General features: G+C 60.6%; 20 protein-coding genes. 6 read left to right on the plus strand and 14 right to left on the minus strand.

Annotation, left to right across the window (positions count from 1 at the left end; translation table 11 throughout):
* Window positions 1-242: 242 nt before the first annotated feature.
* The 6 genes from nqrF to KUW67_RS03110 are packed head-to-tail and all read right to left on the minus strand — an operon-like array spanning window position 243 to window position 6,084.
* Complete coding sequence (gene nqrF, locus KUW67_RS03085) at window positions 243-1,463, minus strand: NADH:ubiquinone reductase (Na(+)-transporting) subunit F (protein WP_224823816.1); 1,221 nt, start codon at window positions 1,461-1,463, stop codon at window positions 243-245.
* 12 nt (window positions 1,464-1,475) lie between these two features.
* Entirely contained in the window at window positions 1,476-2,084 is a 609-nt protein-coding gene (gene nqrE, locus KUW67_RS03090) for an NADH:ubiquinone reductase (Na(+)-transporting) subunit E (RefSeq protein ID WP_224823817.1), read from the minus strand.
* Window positions 2,084-2,737 carry an NADH:ubiquinone reductase (Na(+)-transporting) subunit D gene (locus KUW67_RS03095; RefSeq protein ID WP_224823818.1) on the minus strand — a complete coding sequence of 218 codons (654 nt, stop codon included), beginning with the start codon at window positions 2,735-2,737 and terminating at the stop codon, window positions 2,084-2,086. Before KUW67_RS03095 ends, nqrE begins: the two co-directional genes overlap by 1 nt.
* 1 nt (window position 2,738) lies before the next feature.
* A complete protein-coding gene (locus KUW67_RS03100; RefSeq protein WP_224823819.1) occupies window positions 2,739-3,554 on the minus strand; it encodes a Na(+)-translocating NADH-quinone reductase subunit C in 816 nt (271 codons plus the stop codon).
* A complete protein-coding gene (locus KUW67_RS03105; protein ID WP_224823820.1) occupies window positions 3,547-4,752 on the minus strand; it encodes an NADH:ubiquinone reductase (Na(+)-transporting) subunit B in 1,206 nt (401 codons plus the stop codon). Before KUW67_RS03105 ends, KUW67_RS03100 begins: the two co-directional genes overlap by 8 nt.
* Window positions 4,753-4,755: 3 nt before the next feature.
* Window positions 4,756-6,084: a Na(+)-translocating NADH-quinone reductase subunit A gene (locus KUW67_RS03110; protein WP_224823821.1), complete on the minus strand. Its 1,329-nt coding sequence runs from the start codon at window positions 6,082-6,084 to the stop codon at window positions 4,756-4,758.
* A 199-nt stretch (window positions 6,085-6,283) separates the two neighbouring features.
* Between KUW67_RS03110 and KUW67_RS03115 the strand changes: the two genes are divergently transcribed.
* Window positions 6,284-7,312, plus strand: a complete 1,029-nt coding sequence (locus KUW67_RS03115; RefSeq protein WP_224823822.1) for an FAD:protein FMN transferase — start codon at window positions 6,284-6,286, stop codon at window positions 7,310-7,312.
* An 18-nt stretch (window positions 7,313-7,330) separates the two neighbouring features.
* Window positions 7,331-7,573 carry a (Na+)-NQR maturation NqrM gene (nqrM, locus tag KUW67_RS03120; RefSeq protein ID WP_224823823.1) on the plus strand — a complete coding sequence of 81 codons (243 nt, stop codon included), beginning with the start codon at window positions 7,331-7,333 and terminating at the stop codon, window positions 7,571-7,573.
* Between the two features lie 76 nt (window positions 7,574-7,649).
* Here the strand turns inward: nqrM and KUW67_RS03125 are convergent, their stop codons facing one another.
* The 6 genes from KUW67_RS03125 to KUW67_RS03150 form a co-directional block, all read right to left on the minus strand.
* Window positions 7,650-7,922 carry a hypothetical protein gene (locus KUW67_RS03125; RefSeq protein WP_224823824.1) on the minus strand — a complete coding sequence of 91 codons (273 nt, stop codon included), beginning with the start codon at window positions 7,920-7,922 and terminating at the stop codon, window positions 7,650-7,652.
* A gap of 186 nt (window positions 7,923-8,108) precedes the next feature.
* Window positions 8,109-8,300 (minus strand): hypothetical protein, encoded by a 192-nt coding sequence (locus tag KUW67_RS03130; protein ID WP_224823825.1) that lies wholly within the window; start codon window positions 8,298-8,300, stop codon window positions 8,109-8,111.
* A 6-nt stretch (window positions 8,301-8,306) separates the two neighbouring features.
* The gene (locus KUW67_RS03135; protein ID WP_224823826.1) at window positions 8,307-8,792 is read right to left on the minus strand and encodes a CBS domain-containing protein; all 486 of its coding nucleotides are present in this window, start codon (window positions 8,790-8,792) and stop codon (window positions 8,307-8,309) included.
* A 118-nt stretch (window positions 8,793-8,910) separates the two neighbouring features.
* Window positions 8,911-10,215, minus strand: a complete 1,305-nt coding sequence (gene hisD / locus KUW67_RS03140) for a histidinol dehydrogenase (protein WP_224823827.1) — start codon at window positions 10,213-10,215, stop codon at window positions 8,911-8,913.
* A 4-nt stretch (window positions 10,216-10,219) separates the two neighbouring features.
* Window positions 10,220-10,882: an amino acid racemase gene (locus tag KUW67_RS03145; protein ID WP_224823828.1), complete on the minus strand. Its 663-nt coding sequence runs from the start codon at window positions 10,880-10,882 to the stop codon at window positions 10,220-10,222.
* Entirely contained in the window at window positions 10,879-11,880 is a 1,002-nt protein-coding gene (locus KUW67_RS03150) for a D-cysteine desulfhydrase (protein WP_224823829.1), read from the minus strand. Before KUW67_RS03150 ends, KUW67_RS03145 begins: the two co-directional genes overlap by 4 nt.
* Window positions 11,881-11,992: 112 nt before the next feature.
* Between KUW67_RS03150 and KUW67_RS03155 the strand changes: the two genes are divergently transcribed.
* Entirely contained in the window at window positions 11,993-12,850 is an 858-nt protein-coding gene (locus KUW67_RS03155; RefSeq protein WP_224823830.1) for a LysR family transcriptional regulator, read from the plus strand.
* A 151-nt stretch (window positions 12,851-13,001) separates the two neighbouring features.
* Here the strand turns inward: KUW67_RS03155 and KUW67_RS03160 are convergent, their stop codons facing one another.
* On the minus strand, window positions 13,002-14,321 hold the full coding sequence (locus tag KUW67_RS03160) for an aminotransferase class III-fold pyridoxal phosphate-dependent enzyme (RefSeq protein WP_224823831.1): 1,320 nt from the start codon (window positions 14,319-14,321) through the stop codon (window positions 13,002-13,004).
* A gap of 101 nt (window positions 14,322-14,422) precedes the next feature.
* Here KUW67_RS03160 and KUW67_RS03165 point away from each other — a divergent pair, with 101 nt between their 5' ends.
* The 3 genes from KUW67_RS03165 (at window position 14,423) to KUW67_RS03175 (ending at window position 18,408) form a co-directional block, all read left to right on the plus strand.
* Window positions 14,423-15,877: a PLP-dependent aminotransferase family protein gene (locus tag KUW67_RS03165; protein WP_224823832.1), complete on the plus strand. Its 1,455-nt coding sequence runs from the start codon at window positions 14,423-14,425 to the stop codon at window positions 15,875-15,877.
* A gap of 75 nt (window positions 15,878-15,952) precedes the next feature.
* A complete protein-coding gene (locus KUW67_RS03170) occupies window positions 15,953-16,486 on the plus strand; it encodes an RNA polymerase sigma factor (protein ID WP_224823833.1) in 534 nt (177 codons plus the stop codon).
* Window positions 16,483-18,408 (plus strand): VWA domain-containing protein, encoded by a 1,926-nt coding sequence (locus KUW67_RS03175; RefSeq protein WP_224823834.1) that lies wholly within the window; start codon window positions 16,483-16,485, stop codon window positions 18,406-18,408. Before KUW67_RS03170 ends, KUW67_RS03175 begins: the two co-directional genes overlap by 4 nt.
* Window positions 18,409-18,548: 140 nt before the next feature.
* Here KUW67_RS03175 and KUW67_RS03180 read toward each other — a convergent pair whose 3' ends face one another.
* Entirely contained in the window at window positions 18,549-19,019 is a 471-nt protein-coding gene (locus KUW67_RS03180) for an Hsp20 family protein (RefSeq protein ID WP_224823835.1), read from the minus strand.
* Between the last annotated feature and the right edge of the window lie 28 nt (window positions 19,020-19,047).

Here is a 19,047-nt window from a genome sequence, read left to right on the forward strand (position 1 = left end):
TGGCAAAGCTCAAGCCGATGGACCCAGCCTTTGAGTAAGAGCGCGGTCCTACTTCGGACATCCCAGTAAATTAACGCGATGACGCAAACCAAAGCGTCAGAAAAGAAGAGTTTTTCAACAAAATCAGATGCGAGCGGTTTCTGCGTCAGCAAAAGCCGCACGTGCAAAAGGCGGGTTTGTCCGCAAAGCGGTCTTACAGCCTAAACGACAAAGGCCGGAGCGTTTGCTCCGGCCTTTTGCATTTATCCGCCGAAATCGTCCAGCATGATGTCTTCGCGGTCGACGCCCAATTCGATGAGCATGTTGATGACCGACTGGTTCATGATGGGGGGACCGCACATGTAGTATTCGCAGTCTTCCGGCGCGGGATGGTTCTTGAGGTATTCCTCGTAAAGCACGTTGTGGATGAAGCCGGTGTGGCCGTCCCAGTCTTCATTTGGGGCCGGGTCGGACAGGGCGACGTGCCATTCGAAGTTATCGTTTTCGCGGGCGAGCATGTCGAAATCCTCGACATAGAACATCTCGCGTTTTGAGCGCGCACCATACCAGAAGCTGATCTTGCGCTTGGTCTTGATGCGGCGCAGCTGATCGAACAGGTGGCTGCGCATGGGGGCCATGCCCGCACCGCCGCCGACAAAGATCATCTCTTTCTCGGTCTCGCGGGCGAAGAACTCGCCGAAGGGGCCGGAGATTGTGACCTCGTCACCTGCTTTGAGGTTGAAAATGTAGGAGGACATCTTGCCCGCGGGGATGCCCTGGCTGCCCGGGGGCGGCGAGGCGATGCGGACGTTGAGCATCACGATGCCCTTTTCCTCAGGGTAGTTGGCCATGGAATAGGCGCGCTCAATCGGTTCATCGACCTTTGAGGTCACGTCCCAGATTTTGAACTTGTCCCAATCCTCGTGGTATTCCTCGTCTACGTCGAAATCCTTGTAGGACAGTTCGTACGCGGGGGCTTCGATCTGGATGTAGCCACCGGCGCGGAACTTGACGTCTTCGCCTTCGGGCAGTTCCAGAACTAGTTCCTTGATGAAGGTGGCGACATTGTCGTTGGAACGGACTTTGCATTTCCACTTCTTGACGCCGAAAACCTCTTCGGGGACTTCGATTTCCATGTCCTGCTTGACGGCGACCTGACAGGACAGGCGGTCGCCGCAGGAGGCTTCGCGCTTGGTGATATGGCCTTCTTCGGTGGGCAGGATTGAGCCGCCGCCGGAATGGATTTTCACACGGCATTGGGCGCAGGTGCCACCGCCGCCGCAGGCCGATGGCACGAAGAGTTTCTGTTCGGCCAGTGTTTGCAACAGCTTGCCCCCGGCGGGGACTTTGATCGTTTTCTCGCCGTTGATGGTGATCGATACGTCGCCCGTCGAGACCAGCCGCGAGCGGGCGACAAGGATCAGCGTCACCAGCATGATGACGATCAGCGTGAACAGCGCGACGCCAAGGCTGAAGGTTTCCATATGAACGCTCCCTTACAGTTTGACGCCGGAGAAGGACATGAAGCCGATGGCCATCAGTCCGGCGGTGATGAAGGTGATCCCGAGGCCTTGCAGACCGTCGGGGATGTCGGAGTATTTCAGCTTCTCGCGCACGCCTGCCATGGCCGTGATGGCGAGCGCCCAGCCGACGCCTGATGCGATACCATATGTGGTCGCTTCGGCGAAATTGTAGTCCCGTTCGACCATGAAAAGCGAACCGCCAAGGATAGCGCAGTTCACGGTAATGAGCGGCAGGAAAATGCCCAGCGCGTTGTAGAGCGGCGGGAAGAAGCGATCGAGGGTCATCTCGAGGATTTGCACCATCGCGGCGATGACGCCGATATAGGAGATCAGGCCAAGGAAGGTCAGATCAACCTCGGGGAAGCCAGCCCAAGCGAGCGCACCGGGTTTCAGCAGGTAGGTCAGGATCAGGTTGTTGGTGGGCACCGTGATGGCCTGCACCACGATGACCGAGATACCCAGACCCAGCGCGGTGCTGATCTTTTTCGACACGGCGATGAAGGTACACATGCCAAGAAAGAACGAGAGCGCGAGGTTCTCGACAAAAATGGCCTTTACGGCGAGGGAAAGGAGACCTTCCATCAGTGCGCCTCCGCTTCCTGAATTTTGTATTCACGCTTCTCGACCTGCTCGGGCTTCCAAGCGCGGAAGGCCCAGATAATCAGACCGATCACGAAGAACGCGGAGGGCGGCAGAAGCAGCATGCCGTTGGGGACATACCAGCCGCCGTTGTTTACCGATGGCAGGATCGTGACGCCAAAGAGCGTGCCTGCCCCGAACAACTCGCGCACAAAGCCGACCATCAGCAGGATGAGCGAATAGCCAAGTCCGTTGCCAATGCCGTCCATGAAGGACGCAACCGGCGGGTTCTTCATGGCGAAGGCTTCCGCGCGGCCCATCACGATACAGTTGGTGATGATGAGGCCAACGAAGACCGACAGCGTTTTGCTGATCTCATAGGCGAAGGCTTTGAGCACTTGGTCCACCAGGATCACGAGCGAGGCGATGATGACCATCTGCACGATGATCCGGATCGAGCTGGGGATCTGGTTGCGGATGCACGAGATGAAGAAGCCGGAAAAGCCTGTCACCAACGTCACCGCCAACGCCATCACCGCAGATACGGTGAGCGAGGAGGTCACGGCGAGCGCCGAGCAGATGCCCAGCACTTGCAAAGTGATCGGATTGTTGTCGACCATCGGGTCGACCAGCAGATCGCGGGTTGTCTGGGCCATCTTAGAGCCCTCCCTGTTGTAGTCTGGCAAGGAAAGGCTCGTAGCCTTGCTCGCCCATCCAGAATTTCACGAGATTGTCGACACCCACAGAGGTCAGCGTGGCCCCGGCCAGCGCGTCGATCTGGTGGTCGATCATGTCGGCTTGCGGCGTGCCTTTTTGAACGGCGATGCGAAGCTCGCCTTCTTCGTTGTAAAGTTTCTTGCCCTTCCACTGGGATTTCCAGTTGGGGTTGTCGACTTCCGCACCCAGACCCGGCGTTTCGCCGTGGTCATAGAATTGCAGGCCGAAGATTTCGTTGCCGTCCTCTTCGATCGCGACAAAGCCGTAGAGCGTGGACCAAAGCCCATAGCCCCAAAGCGGCAGGACCACTTTGTCCAGTTCGCCCGCCTCGTCGCGCAGAAGATAGGCGGTGACGAAGTTGGGTTGGCGACCGATGCCTGCGATGTCGTTGGTCAGTTCGCGCGACAGCTCGGGATCGTTGGCCGACTGGATATCGTCGAAGCCTTCGACGGAAATGGCGTCGCTGAATTCGCCGGTGGAGACTTCGAGGATGCGCTGCTCGAACGCGCCGAAAGCGTCGTTCACATTCATACCGGGCTCGTAGACGCCCGCGACCTCGAGGATGTTCTTGCGTTTGTCGACCAGTGAGTTGGCTTCCTGCACGGGGCGCAAGGACACAGCTGCGACCGACACGATCATCGAGCAGAAAAGGCACAGGGCCACAGCGACGAAGATCGTCTTGGGCGTGCTGTCTGGCGGCAGCGCCAGAAAGCGGCCGATGGGGCCTTTGGGGGCGGTGGGTTGGACGTCAGACATAACGCTTTGCCCTTCTCTTGATATTGGCCTGCACGACGAAGTGGTCGATCAGCGGGGCGAAGATGTTGGCAAAGAGGATCGCGAGCATCATGCCTTCGGGGAAGGCCGGGTTGATGACGCGGATCATCACAACCATGAAGCCGATGAGCGCACCGTAGATCCAGCGGCCCATATTGGTGTGGCTGGCGGAGACGGGCTCGACCACCATGAAGGCCAGACCGAAAGCGTAGCCGCCAATGACAAGGTGCCAGTACCACGGCATGGCGAACATCGGGTTGGTGTCAGAGCCGATGATGTTCAGGAGGCCCGAGAACGCGATCATGCCCAGCAGGCAGCCTGCGACCAGCCGCCAGTTGGCGATCTTGGTGATCATCAGGAAGGCCACACCGATGAGCGCCGCAAGGGTCGAGGTTTCACCCATCGAGCCAGGAACGAAGCCGAGGAAGCTGTCCCACCAGGTCATGCCGTTGGCCGCTAGCGTCTGGTAGCCGTCGGAGGCGCTGATCGCCAACGCGGTGGCCCCGGAATAGCCGTCGACGGCGACCCAAACGGTGTCACCGGACATCTGCGCGGGATAGGCGAAGTAAAGAAACGCGCGGCCCACAAGGGCGGGGTTGAGGAAGTTTTTCCCTGTGCCGCCAAAGACCTCCTTACCGATCACGACACCGAAGATGATGCCCAGAGCGACCTGCCAGAGCGGCGTGGTGGCGGGCAGGATCAGCACGTAGAGCATGGAGGTGACAAGGAAGCCCTCGTTCACCTCGTGGCCACGGATGACCGAGAAGATCACCTCGCACACGCCGCCTGCGACGAGTGTCACGACATAGATCGGCAGGAAATACATGAAGCCGTGGGCCATATTGGCAAAGACATTGTCGGGGTTGAACCCGATACCCAGCGCCGACAGGACCGCCGCGCGCCAGCCAGAGGGTTCGAACCCCGTGGCGGCCATCGCGGCGTTGGCCTGAAAGCCGGTATTGTAGAATGCCATCATGATGCAGGGGATCGTGGCGACGACCACGTAGATCATGATGCGTTTCATGTCGATGAAGCTGCGCGCGTGCGGCGCGGCCTTGGTCACCGTCTTTGGGGTGTAGACGAAACTTTCCACCATTTCATAGAGCGGGAAATACTTCTCGTATTTGCCACCGTTCGTGAAATGCGGCTCAAGACGGTCGAAGAAACTGCGTGCGCCCATGGCTCAGCCCTCTTTCTCGATCTTGGCGAGGCTTTTGCGAAGCGCCTCTCCGTATTCATATTTTGCGGGGCAGGCGAAGGTGCACAGGGCGAGGTCTTCCTCGTCCAGCTCCATCGCGCCCAGCGCTTGTGCGGTGTCGGTATCCATGACCAGCAGCGCGCGCAGCAGCTGCGTGGGCAGGTAGTCTTGCGGCATCAGACGCTCGAACGTGCCGGTGGGCACCATCGCGCGGCGACCGCCGTTCAGGTTCGAGGTCATATTGTAGAGCTTGCGGCCCAGAAAGCTGGAGGCCAGCACGGGCTGCGTGGAATAGCGGTTGGGCTGGGGGGAAATCCAGCCGAGGACCAGTTGCTTGTGATCTTCCTCGATCAGCGTGACCTGACGGGCGTAGCGGCCCAGATATGCAAAAGGGCCATCTGCTGCGCGCCCTGTGAGGACCGAGCCTGAGATGATGCGGCACGGCGCGTCGCCTTCGATCTCACCATCGGTGAGGTCCACGAGCGGCGCACCCAGAACGGTGCGCAAAAGGCGCGGGTTCTTGGCCATGGGGCCTGACAGCGCGATGATACGGCTTGGATCAAGATGGCCGGTGCGCAGCAGCGCGCCGATGGCGATCACGTCCTGATAGCCGATTGTCCAGACCTCTTCACCGGCTTTGGGCGGCTGAAGGAAGTGGATATGGGTGCCTGCAAGGCCTGCGGGGTGCGGGCCAGCGAAACTTTGGGCGGTGATGCCGGGCGCGCCCATGCCGGGGATCTGATCCTCGGGTTTGTGGCAGAGATACGTGGCGCCTTTGGTCAGGGTTGCGATGGCGTTGAGGCCGTCTTCGAACTCGGCCGCGCGGTCATTGATGATGACGCTGGCCTCGGCGCAAAGCGGCTCGGTATCCATGGCGGTTACGAAGATCGCGGCAGCCTCGGCGTCCAGGGCTGGGACCTTGGAATAGGGGCGCGTGCGGAACGACGTCCAGAGGCCGGAGGCCGCGAGTTTGGCGCGCAGATCGCCTACTTTGGAGAAATCGAGGCCGGTATCGGCGGCATCGCTCACGTCGATCACGACGCTTTGCAGCACACGGCGCGCCCCGCGATTGATCGCGCGCACCTTGCCGGTGGCAGGTGCGGTAAACATCACATCGGGCGAATCCTTGTGGCACCACAGCGGCTGGCCGCGACGCACCTCGTCCCCCTCTGCCACCAGCATTTTCGGCTTCAAGTCGACGGTATCTGCCCCGATCAGGGCAACTGAGGCAGGGAAATCAGTGTCTTGCACTGTTTGGCTGGGCGCACCTGCGATTGGCAGGTCGAGGCCCTTCTTGAAAGTCAGATCTGTCATATTATCTCTGTTGCCTTGGCGAGAGGCTGGCTTCTTTGGCCCCTTTAGTATGCCTTTGCGCACCGCGTCTCTATGCGGCAGATTGCCCATGCTCGGTTGGGTCGCAGATGGCAGATTGCTGCTAGGGTGATCCTCTTTTCTTGACCCGCACGCGATATTTTCGCATCAGCGCGTGACCCTATTTTGGAAAGCAGGCAATATGATCCGACCCCTCTTTGCGACACTGTTCCTTTTTGTTTTGGCAGGGTGCCTGTTTGGCGATGACACGCCCGATGTGCTGCGCTTTTCAGGCGAGACGATGGGCACCACGTATAACGTGACCGTGGTCGACCCGCCCGAGGCGCTGGATGAAGCGGCGGTGCAGCAGGCGATTACGGCAACGTTGGAGGCGGTGAACGGGTCCATGTCGAACTGGGATCCGCAATCAGAGGTGTCGCGTTTCAACTCATCCGCCGCACTGGAGCCGGTGCCGATGTCAGAGCCGTTTGCGACCGTGATGGCCTTGTCGAACGACATTCATGACGCGAGCGGCGCGCGGTTTGACGTGACGCTGGCCCCGCTCATCGAACTTTGGGGCTTTGGCACGCGCACGCCGGAAGATGAAGTGCCGCCACCGGCGGATATCAATGCAGCGCTCGATCTGGTGGGCCAGCGCGAGGTTTTGCGCATGGAAGGCGATGCGCTGATCAAGACCGATGACGCGGTGTCGGTGAACCTGTCGGCGATTGCCAAAGGCTACGGCGTGGACGCGGTGGCCGAGACGTTGTCCGAGGCCGGAGCGGCCCGGTATCTGGTGGAAATTGGCGGCGATCTGGTGACACGTGGGCTGAATGCAGAAGATGAGCCTTGGGCCATTGGCATCGAGCGGCCCGACGTGGCGGGCCGTGTGGTCGAACTGGTCGTGCCGGTTTCAGGCTATGGGCTGGCCAGTTCGGGCGATTACCGGAATTACTTTGAGGCCGGTGGCGAACGTTATTCGCATATTCTGGACCCGACAACGGGCCGCCCGGTGACCCACAGCACCGCTTCGGTCACGGTTTTGGCCGAGAATGCCACGCTGGCCGATGGCTGGGCGACCGCACTTTTGGTAGCGGGTGCCGAGGTTGGCTTGCCTCTGGCAGAGGCGGAAGGGCTGGCGGTTTTGTTCATCACCCGCGAGGACGGCGCTTTTGTCACATCCGCCAGTCGTGCCTTTTCAGAGCTGATCGGCGATACTACATCTGAGTAATCCACCCAAGAGAGCCCAATGGAAACCTTCGTTCTTGCGTTCATCTTTCTGCTTTTGATCGTCATCGGCATGGCGATCGGGGCGATTGTCATGGGCAAGACGATCAAGGGCAGCTGTGGCGGTTTGAATGCGGTGGCGGGGGCTGACAAATGTCTGGTCTGCAAAAAGCCCGTTGACCCGGACAGCCCCTTGCGGGACAGGTTGCAGTGCAAGCGCGCCCGCAAGATGGTGGAGCAGATGGAACGCGAAGCAAACGCCTGATAGGTCTGCATCGCCCATGAAAAAAGCCCCCCGAAGCGTCTGCTTCGAGGGGCTTTTTCGTTTTTAGCGCTAAGGCTTAGTGGCGTGCGCTGATCTCAGCGGGGGACGTGACGCCCAGCTTGGCCAGAGCGTTCAGGCTTTGCGTGGAGATCATGTCATCGGACGCATCACCCATGGCTGCAATCTCGGCAGGGGAGGTTTTGCCCAGATCGTCGGAGGTCATGAAAGACGCGTCGAAGCCCGACATGGAGGCCAGTTCGGCAGGCGAGGTCACGCCCAGATCAGATGCTGCGAAAGCAGGTGCTGCGGCGCCAAATGCGATGGCTGCGATAAGTGCGATACGTGTCATTGTGTTAATCCTTTTGTCATGTTGCGTTGTGTGTGTCTGGAAGTTTGCGCTTCCGATGACAGACAAATGGGCCATGACCCTAGGTAAGAAAACGCGCAGGATGATCGGGAGAACTGTGCATCATCGCACATCACAACGCCGATACTCAGATGTGAGTTATCTTGCTCACGCTCGTGTGAGGGTGCGTTACCCAAACTCCATCGGCACGAAGGCGAGCGCGGTGAACGAAATCAGCACCGGGATTGCGTAGAGCCAGCCGCGCAGAACCCAGCCGTCCTCTTGCGCTTTCCAGTTCTGCCGGAACCCCCGCCCGCAAAAGACGAGGATCACGAAGAACACGGTGGCGGTGAGCGGTGTCAGGACCAGCCCGTCGAACATAGGCGGTCAGCCCACGATCATCTGGCGCATGCGCAAGGCGTCGTATTCCAGCTCGATCAGGCGGTGCTTGACCACATCGCGGATCGAGATCAGGCCGACCATCGCGCCACCATCCAGAACGGGCATGTGGCGAAAGTTGCCGTCGGTCATGGCTTGCATGACCGCGATCAACGGATCGGACGGGCGGCAAGTGATGGGATCAGCGGTCATCACATCGCCCACGAGCGTCTGCAGGCCGTCAGTGCCTTTTTCAGACAGGTGCCGGACCACGTCGCGTTCCGACAGGATCCCTTTGAGCACACCTTCATCGACCACCAGCACGGACCCGATGCGGTTCTGGCCCATCATATCCATCGCCTCGGTCAGCGGCGCATTGGTGCTGATCTGCACGATGGCGCCGCCTTTTTCCGCAAGGATCGTGGCGATGCTGGCCCCCGCAGAGTCGGTGCGCAGGTTGGACGCCGTCGACTGGGACTGGCTTTTTTGAACCATTGGGTCTTACTCGGTTCGGCCCTGATATGATGACGGCATCGCGTGTCCTCCCTTGATGAGTCGCCCCCCAAGGTAGGACCGTGTCGGCCCTTTAGGCAAGCGCCGCGGTGCCGCGCCCTTAGTCGGGGCTGAGATCAAAGGTCTCGTCTGGGAAGAATTTGGCCAGCCGGATATCGGCGGTGCGGGCATGGCCTTCCATCCCTTCGAGGCGCGAAATCCGGGCGGTGGCTTCGGCGACGGGCTTGGCTGCGGCGCGGGTGGAGCGCTGCCATGTGACGGTTTTCATGAACTTGTGCACCGAGAGACCGCCGGTATAGCGCGCCGCGCCAGATGTCGGCAGGACGTGGTTGGTGCCTGACGCCTTGTCACCGAAAGCCACGGTGGTTTCTTCGCCAAGGAACAGAGAGCCATAGGCGTTCAGTTCCGCCAGATACCAATCGAGGTCCCGGCAGAGCACCGTCAGATGCTCGGGCGCGTATTGGTTGGCCATCGCGGCCATCTCTTCACGGGTTTCGCACAGGATCACCTCGGCATAGTCGCGCCAGGCGGCGGCGGCATTGTCGCGGTTCAGATCGGGCAGATCGTCGATGGCGTTGGGCACTTCGGCCATGACCTTGTCGGCGAGCGCCTGTGTATCGGTGACAAGCCAGACAGGGGAGTTGTAGCCATGCTCGGCTTGCCCCACGAGGTCCCAAGCGACGATTTTGGGGTCGGCGTCACTGTCGGCGATGACCATGGAGTCCGTCGGGCCTGCGAACATGTCGATGCCCACTTGGCCGTAGAGGATGCGCTTGGCCTCGGCGACATATTGGTTGCCGGGGCCGACGAGGATGTCGGCCTTGGGCAGACCGAAAAGGCCATTGGCCATGGCGGCGACGCCTTGCACGCCGCCCATGTTGAGGATGCGGTCAGCGCCGCAGAGGTCCATCGCGTAGAGGATCGCAGGGTGGATGCCCTCGCCTTTCTTGGGCGGGGAACAGGCGGCGATATGGGTGACGCCCGCGACCTTGGCGGTGGTCACGGTCATGATGGCGCTCGCGATATGAGCGTAGCGTCCCCCCGGCACATAGCAGCCCGCAGCGGTGACCGGGATTTGCTTTTGACCAGCGATCAGGCCGGGGATCACCTCGGTCTGGAAATCCGCGGTGGAGGCTTTCTGCGCTTCGGCAAAGCGTTTGATATTGGCGTGGGCGAATTGGATGTCTTTCTTGAGCTGCTCGGGCACCTTGGCGGTGGCTTCGGCCAATTGCTCGGGCGTGACGAAGGTCTGACCGTCCCAACCGTCGAGCTTGAGGTTATAGTCAACCGCCGCATCATCGCCGCCCTCGGCAATCGTATTGAGCATCGCCTCGACCCGGTCGCGCACGTCCTCGTGGCCGGATTTGGAGGTGGAGGTGGCTTTCTTGAGGTAAGTCACGGTCATTGCGTCAGCCTTTGATTGAGAACGCGACAATGGCGTCGGTGAGAATATCAAGCGTGTCGATGCTGGGCGCTGCGATTTCATCAGCGATCAGCGAGAATTCGGTGCAGGCGATGACCTGCGTGTCGGCACCCTGCGCGGCAAGGTCTCCGGAGGCCACCTTGAGCGCGGTGCGAGCGGCGTCGGTGGGGCCGTTGGCCTTGATATCACGGATCGCGGCCAAAAGCGCGTCAGGATCGCTGGGGTAAAGCGCGCCGGGCATGGCTTTTTCGAAGACGCCAACGCGCTGGAGCGCGGGGGAGCCCAGGATACCGGGGCGGCCTTGAACGGCCTCTCCGGTGAGCGCGATCATATGCAGGAACGGGATGTCCACCGCCGCCGCGATCTGTTCGACGTAGTGATGCGCGGTGTTGCAGGGCATGGCGAGTGCCTCTGCCCCGGCGGCTTGCAGGTCTTGCGCGGTCTTGATCAGGACGGGGAGCGGATCCTCCCCCTGCCCTTCGATCAGCGTGGCGATGCGCGACGGCACTTGGGTGTTTTGCGCAACGATCATCGGGACGTGGCCCGCGTCATCTAAGGCGGGCGTGGCGCGGATCACGCGGGCCATCAGGTCGACTGTCGCCGCTGGCCCCATGCCGCCCAAGACGCCTATGACGCGCGGTGTGCTCACTTGAAGTCGAACGCGGAGGTATAGCCAAATAGCCCCGCCGCCCCGCCGGTGTGCAGAAAAACGATGCGCTCGCCCTTCTTGAAATGCCCTTTGCGGCAGCTGTCGATCAAGCCAGCCGCGCCTTTTCCGGAATAGACGGGGTCGAGCAGGATGCCTTCGAGCTGGGCGAACATCTCGATCGCCTCGATCGTGTCTTCGCGGGGGATACCGTAGCCTTCGCCAACGTAATCGGTGTTGGCGACCACGTCTTCGCGTTTGACGACGCCGGGTGCGCCGATCTTCTCAGCCGTCTTGAGGGCGAGGTTGAAGACGTTTTCTTCCTGCTTGTCCTTGGGCGCGCGGACGCCGTAGCCCAGAAGCGGGATATTGGCGTTCATTGCTTTGATGCCGGTGATCAGGCCCGCTTGGGTGCCCGCGCTGCCGGTGGCGTGGACAAGATGGTCGATCACGAGGGAGCGGTCGTTGGCCTGCGCGATCAGCTCGAACGCGCAGTTCACATAGCCCAGTGCACCGGTTGCGTTGGAGCCACCGCCGGGGATCGTGTAGACTTTCTTGCCGTCTGCGCGCATCTGGTCGGCAACTTCCTCCATCTTGGCGTTCATGTCGATGCCGCCGGGATGCTTTTCGCGGGATGCACCATGCAGATCATCGAGGAAAACGTTGCCGGATTCATTATAGTTGGGATCGTTCGAGCCGGTGCGATCTTCAAGCAGGATGTGGCACTTCATGCCCATCTTCGCCGCAAAGGCAGCCGTCTGGCGCGCGTGGTTGGACTGGGTCGCGCCTTGGGTCATCACCATGTCCGCGCCAGAGGCTTCGGCATCGGCCATCAGGAACTCAAGCTTGCGGGTCTTGTTGCCGCCGGTGGAAAGCCCGGTACAGTCGTCGCGCTTGATCCAGATCTCAGGTCCGCCAAGCTCGGCGCTGAGACGCTCCATCTTCTCCAACGGTGTCGGTAGATGCGCAAAATGCTTGCGTGGGAAGCGGGCCAGATGCATGAGGTGAGTCCTTTGTAGAATATGCGTTAAGTGAGTGTTACAGAGGGCTGCAGAAGGTGCAAATGCATATTCTGCGCGCATATAGTGCAAGATGCGCAAGTTAGGAGCGATCATGCGACTCGAATGGCTGGAAGACATTTTGGCGGTAGTGGATACAGGTTCGCTGTCAGAAGCGGCAGAGCGGCGCAACCTGACGCAATCGGCCTTCTCGCGCCGGGTGCGGATGATCGAAGAGCACGTGGGCGTGCCGCTGTTTGACCGCGCCCGCAAGCCGGTACAACTGACGCCCGCAACAGCCGCGCAGGAGGACCATATCCGCGCTTTGGCAGCTGATTTGCACGGTTTGGTCAATGAACTACGGAGCCAGACCGCGACCGCCCAGAACCGCATCGTGATTGCATGCCAACACGCGATTGCCACCTCGCTGGCCCCGCGGATCGTGCAGGATCTGGTGGGCCATGACGGGCTGACCGTGCGATTGCGCTCGGCCAATCTGGACGCGTGTTACGGCATGCTGATCTCGCGCGAGGCGGATCTGACGATTGCTTACCGCACGGCGCGGGACCGCGCGCCGGGGCGCGAGGGGTTTTTCGAAACATTGGATCTGGGGAGCGACAGCCTGATCCCGGTCTGCGCGCCAAACTTGCCGATGCGTGGCGTGCTGCCGGTCATCGCGTATCCAGCGGATGCCTATCTTGGCACCCTGACCGAGCGGGATATCACGCTGAACCGCCCTTTTGAAAAGCGCGCCGAGACTGCGCTGACCACGTCTGTTCTGGAACTGGCCAAGGCTGGTGTTGGTGTGGGGTGGGTGCCACATACGCTTGCAGCAGCCGGTCTGAAAGCAGGCGATCTGGTGCAACCTGAGTTGCCAAGCGTTCAGCTGAGCATCGTTGCAGTGCGGCTTGCGGGCCCCCACGCGCGTGCGGAGAACCGGGCATGGGCACGGCTGCCGGAGATTATGGGCTGAGAGGGCTGGCGTTTTTGTGCGCGCGTCCCGGACTTGATCCAGGACCTTTGATGGTGAGGTTGAGGCCCCGGATCAGGTCCGGGGCGGGTTGGCGAAAAGCAAACGGGCCCGAGAAACCCCAGGCCCGTTGATCTTGATGCGAGAGGCGCTGTTAGTGCGGCAGCGCGTCCAGCGTCTCGCGGAACTTGGTCATGATCTCGTCGATATGGGACTTCTCCGAGATGAACATCGGCGCGATGATCGCATTGTTTCCTGTGAATTTCACATGCAGACCCTTCCAGAACATCTCTGTCTGGGCGCGCACGCCCAGGGAGCCGTGTTCAGGATGGTGGTGCATTTCCACACCCGCCATCATGCCGATGGAGCGGACATCCTTGACCAGCGGATGGTCACCCAGCGAATGCACCGCCTCCGAGAAGTAGGGGGCCATTTCCTTGGCGCGGTCGAACAGACCTTCCTCTTGATAGATCGCAAGGCTGGCGAGGCCCGCGGCACAGGCGGCGGGGTGGCCGGAATAGGTGTAGCCGTGGAACAATTCGATCCCGCCCATGGCGGAGGCGTCGGTCACGGTTTCGTAGATGTCATCGCGCACGGCGACGGCACCCATCGGGATGGAACCGTTGGTCAGCGCCTTGGCCATCGTGATGATGTCGGGCGTCACGTCAAACGCATCTGCCGAGAAGTTGCCACCGACACGGCCAAAGCCACAGATCACATCGTCAAAGACGAGCAGGATGTTGTTGGCATCGCAAATCTCGCGGATGCGCTGCAGGTAGCCATGGGGCGGCGGCAGGGTGCCGGTGGAGCCTGCGACAGGTTCGATGAACACCGCACCGATGGTTTCGCCGCCGAAATTGTCAATCGCACGCTGCAGGTCTTCGGCGCGGTCTGCCCCGGTGGTGCGCTGGCCGGGGGTGTGGAGTTCTTCGTCGGTCCAGGTGTGGCGCATATGCACGATATTGGGCATCACGGCCGGGAACGCGCGGCGGTTGTTCACAAGCCCCGACAGGCTGACGCCGCCGATATTCACACCATGGTAAGCCCGCTCGCGGCTGATGAACCGGGGGCGGTTTTCGCCTTTGGCGTGGTGGTAGGCCATGACGATCTTAAGAGCGGTATCAATCGCCTCCGACCCTGAATTCACGAAGAAAACGTGGTTAATCTCTTCGGGCGTCAGGCGGCACAGTTCCTCGGCTAACTCAAAGGACAGAGGGTGGTTCGTGGAGAACGGCGAGACGAAGGTCAAGTCTTGGAGCGCGGTGTGCACGGCCTCGATGATCTTGGGATGGCAGTGGCCGGCGGGCGAACAGAACAGCCCGGACGAGCCGTCGATCACGGTTCCACCCTTGTGATCCTGCATGTAGACGCCCTTGGCCTGCACCACCAAGCGCGGGTCTTTCTTGAAGCCACGGTTATCCGTGAACGGAATCCAGAATTCTTCGAGCGAGTTATTCTTTGCATCAAGCGCCATGGTTCATCTCCCAACCGTGAGTCTTCGCGACATCTAACGCTAGCCTTGACGGGCCGTTTTCATTATATCCAGTGCTGATCCTGAAATAAGGCCAGTTCAACATGGCAGTTTCCGCAGATAGCTTCTTTCTTGACCCCGACGCCCAAGGAACGCTCCAAAATCAGATTCAGCAGATGGTGGCGCAGGGGATTTTGTCGGGGCGGCTCAGGCCCGGCGAAAAGATGCCCTCGTCGCGCAAACTGGCGGCGCATCTGGGGGTCAGTCGGATCACGGTGACGCTGGCGTATACAGAGTTGCTGGCCGATGATTACCTCAGCTCGCGCGGGCGGTCGGGCTACTATGTGTCTGAAAACGCGCCGGTTCCGCCGGATTTCAAACCGACCGAGCGCACGCAGGACGTAGTCGATTGGAGCCGCGCCTTGGGGCATCGCTATGCGGAAACACCGATGCTGGCGAAGCCTGCGGATTGGCGTAGCTACGCGTATCCGTTCATCTACGGGCAGGCCGATGAAGAGCTGTTTGACCGTGCCAACTGGCGTCTGTGCGCCTTGCAGGCTTTGGGCAAGCGCGACTTTGAGGCGTTGACGGCGGATTACTATGATCAGGACGATCCGCAGCTGATCGACTTTATCTTGCGCCACACCCTGCCCCGCCGGGGTATTTTGGCGAATCCCGATGAGGTGCTGATTACGCTGGGCGCACAGAACGCGCTGTGGATGACGGCGCAGGTGCTGCTGACGCAACGGAGAACGGCAGCGATCGAGGACCCGTGCTACCCGTCACTACGCGAAATCCTGACGCAGTCGCGCTGCCATCTAAGGCCTATTCCGGTGGATGCCGACGGATTGCCCCCTGAAAAACTGCCCCCCGACACGGATGTCGTGTTCACCACGCCCAGCCATCAATGCCCGACCACGGCGACAATGCCGATTGCGCGACGGCAAGAGCTGCTGCGGCGCGCCTCCCGCGATGATTTCCTGATCGTGGAGGATGATTACGAGTTCGAGATGTCGTTCTTGAAATCACCCTCTCCTGCTCTGAAATCGCTCGATAAGGAAGGGCGGGTGATCTATGTCGGCAGCTTCTCCAAATCGCTCTTTCCGGGGTTGCGGTTGGGATATCTGGTGGGCTCGGCGCCTTTTATCGCCGAAGTGCGCGCGCTACGGTCTTCGGTGCTGCGCCACCCGCCGGGGCATATCCAGCGCACAGCGGCCTATTTCCTGTCGCTGGGGCATTATGATGCGCTGGTTCGGCGCATGGGGCTGGCCTATCACGAGCGGCGCAACACGATGGAGGCCGCGCTAAACAAGCATGCGCTGACCGTGGCGGGGCGCGGTGTTTATGGCGGTTCCAGCTACTGGATGCGCGCACGCGATCCGATTGATACGGGTCAACTGGCTCACGATCTGGCACAAAAAGGCGTGCTGATCGAACCGGGTGCACCTTTTTTTGCAGGCCAGGACGCGCCGCGCAGTTTTTATCGGATCGCGTATTCCTCGATCCATAAAAAGAAGATCGCGGCAGGCATTGATCTTCTTGCGGCAGCGCTTCGGTGATTTCATCTTTGCAAAAATACTCAAAAAAATTCCAAGGATCGGGTCCGCGCCTCCGTCAAACCTTTCAAGATGCGCATGACAACCGATGACCGATCCCTTGGCCTTGCGGCCGCTGGCGGAGATGCCGCCGCCTTTGCCTCGCTTCTTGAGCGGCATTACGACCGCATGTTCGGGCTGGCTTTTCGGCTGACCGGGATACAGGCGGAGGCCGAAGATCTGACGCAGGACATCTGCGCGGCGTTGCCGTCTAAAATTCGCGCCTACCGCGGCGAGGCGGCGTTTTCGACATGGCTTTACCGCGTCGTGGTGAATGCCGCCCATGACCGGCGGCGCAGGCAAGCGACCCATCGCAAGGCTGCCCAGGGCTGGGGCGATTGGGAGGTCAATCGCGTGGCCGCCAACGCCGAAGCCGCAGACGCGCAAGATTGGTTGCAGACCGCGATGGCGTCCTTGCCCGAGACGCTGCGAGATACGCTGGCCTTGGTTCTGGATGATATGAACCACGCCGAAGTGGGCGCGGTTATGGGCATCTCAGAAGGCACCGTGAGTTGGCGCGTGTCAGAGGCCAAAAAGCACCTGCGCGCATTGAAAGAAAAGGAGACGACATGACCGACGATCTCGACGATCTCCGCAAGGCAATGAAGGCGGCGACACCCGCACCGGATGCGAGTGCAAAGGCCAACAATATCGCTTTGGCACAGAAAAATTTCGCCGACCTCCAAGGATCGGGTGCGGTGGCCCGTCCCAAGTCCAATCGTATTTGGACAGGAGTTAAAGCGATGTTTTCCACCATGACCACACGCGGCGGACTTGTCGCCTCGACCGCATTGATCGCGATTGGCTTTGTCGCGCTGAACCCGCAGCTGCTGGAGTTTGGCGCGCAGCCAGAGGCCGTGACCTTGCCTGCCAGTGTCGACCCCGAGCCGCTTGAGATGGCGGCAGAGGATCGCTTCACGGGGGCCGTTGTTTTGGAAGAAGCAGCACCAGCAGGCACGCTTGCCGCACCACAGGCCACATCGAAGCGCCTCCAAAGGACAGCGGAGAGCTATGATTGGCCCGAAACGCGCATCTATCCGCAGCCTGCGCCACGCCCGTCCATTGTGTTGCCTGACGCGGATGCTTTGACCCCTGGCCCTGTGATCGAGGGGGATACCGAGGCTTTCCCGGAAGCTGCCGCGACCCCGCTGAAGATCACCGCAGAAGAGCCGGTCTCGACGTTTTCAATCGACGTGGACACGACCTCTTATGCGGTTGTGCGCAACTCGTTGATGAACGGCCAATTGCCCCCGCGCGAGGCGGTGAGGGTCGAGGAAATGGTGAACTATTTCCCCTACGCCTATCCCGCGCCCGTCGGCGATGCGCCGTTCCAGCCCACCGTGACCGCGGCCGAGACCCCTTGGAACCCCGGCACGCAATTGGTGCATATCGGGTTGCAAGGGGCCGAGGTGACGGAGCGACCGCCTTTGAACCTTGTGTTTCTGATCGACACATCCGGCTCGATGCAGGCGGCCAATAAGCTGCCTTTGTTGAAGCAGTCCTTCCGGCTGATGCTGTCGCAACTGCGGCCTGAAGATGAGGTGTCGATTGTCACCTATGCAGGCAGCGCGGGGCAGGTTCTGGAACCGACGCCTGCGGGCGAGCGGTCTGTGATCTTGGCGGCTTTGGACCGGTTGGAGGCGGGCGGTGGCACCGCAGGGCAAGCCGGGTTGCAGCAGGCCTATGACGTGGCCAAAGGGATGAGCGCGGAGGGCGAGGTCTCGCGCGTGATCCTGGCCACGGATGGCGATTTTAATGTCGGGTTGTCGGACCCTGACGCGCTAAAAGATTTCATCGCTGACAAGCGCGACAGTGGCACGTATCTGTCGGTTCTGGGCTTTGGGCGCGGCAATCTGGATGATGCCACGATGCAAGCCTTGGCGCAGAACGGGAACGGGCAAGCGGCCTATATCGACACGCTGTCAGAGGCGCAGAAGGTGCTGGTTGATCAGCTGACAGGTGCGCTGTTTCCGATTGTCGATGACGTGAAAGTGCAGGTGGAGTTCAACCCCGCACGGATCGCCGAATACCGCTTGATCGGGTATGAGACGCGCGCGCTGCGGCGTGAGGATTTCAACAATGACCGCGTTGATGCGGGCGAGATTGGTGCAGGCCATACGGTGACGGCGATCTATGAGGTGACGCCGGTTGGATCGGACGCGGTGTTAAGCGATCCGTTGCGGTATGGTGATGCTGTGGCGGGCGATCCGGAGGCAGAGATCGGGTTTCTGAAGCTGCGCTACAAGGCACCGGGTGAGGATGAGAGCGCGTTGATCGAGACAGTTTTACCTGAGGTCTCGGAATTGGGTTCCGAGGCGCAGTTCGCGGTGGCGATTGCGGGATTTGCGCAGTTGCTGCGGGACGAAAGTGCGGTGCTGGATTGGGACTACGCGGATGCGATTGCGTTGGCCAATGGGGCTAAAGGCGATGATCCTTTCGGGTACCGAGCCGAGGCGGTCAGCCTGATGCGGCTGGCGCAGAGCTTGAGCGAGTAGAGCGCGCTGAATTCAGGGGTTGCCCGGGGGCACTGCCGGGCCGCGCCCACCCAGGGTCGGGCGCGGCCCTTGGAAACCGAAGAAGCAAAAAGGCCCCGCGCATCGCTGCACGGGGCCTTCCACACACAATTCGTCAGACGTTAGTTGACGGATTTCGCGTCAACGACGTCTTTCTCGATCGCCTTGGTCCCGCTGGAGATTGCGATGCGGCGGGGCTTGAGGGCCTCGGGCACTTCGCGTTCCAGATCAATGTGGAGCATACCGTCCACATGGCTCGCACCCGTCACGCGGACGTGGTCAGCCAGTTGGAAGCGGCGCTCGAACGCGCGGGTGGCGATGCCGCGATGCAGATAGCTGCGCTCGGTCTCGTCAGTCGCTTTGCGGGCCGAGACGTGCAGGGCGTTTTCCTTCACCTCGACGAACAGCTCGTCTTCAGTGAAACCAGCCACTGCAATCGAGATGCGATACGCATCATCGGCGGTCTTTTCGATGTTGTAAGGGGGGTAGGTTTGGTTGCTGACATCACTGGCCAGAACCCGGTCCATCATGTCGGCGATTTGGTCAAAACCGACTGTTGCACGATACAAGGGTGCAAGATCAAAACTACGCATGGTCATCCTCCATTGAGCGATAAATAAG

This window comes from Cognatishimia sp. MH4019 (genome assembly GCF_020177595.1).
In the GTDB taxonomy this organism is placed as follows: Bacteria; Pseudomonadota; Alphaproteobacteria; order Rhodobacterales; family Rhodobacteraceae; genus JAHTBL01.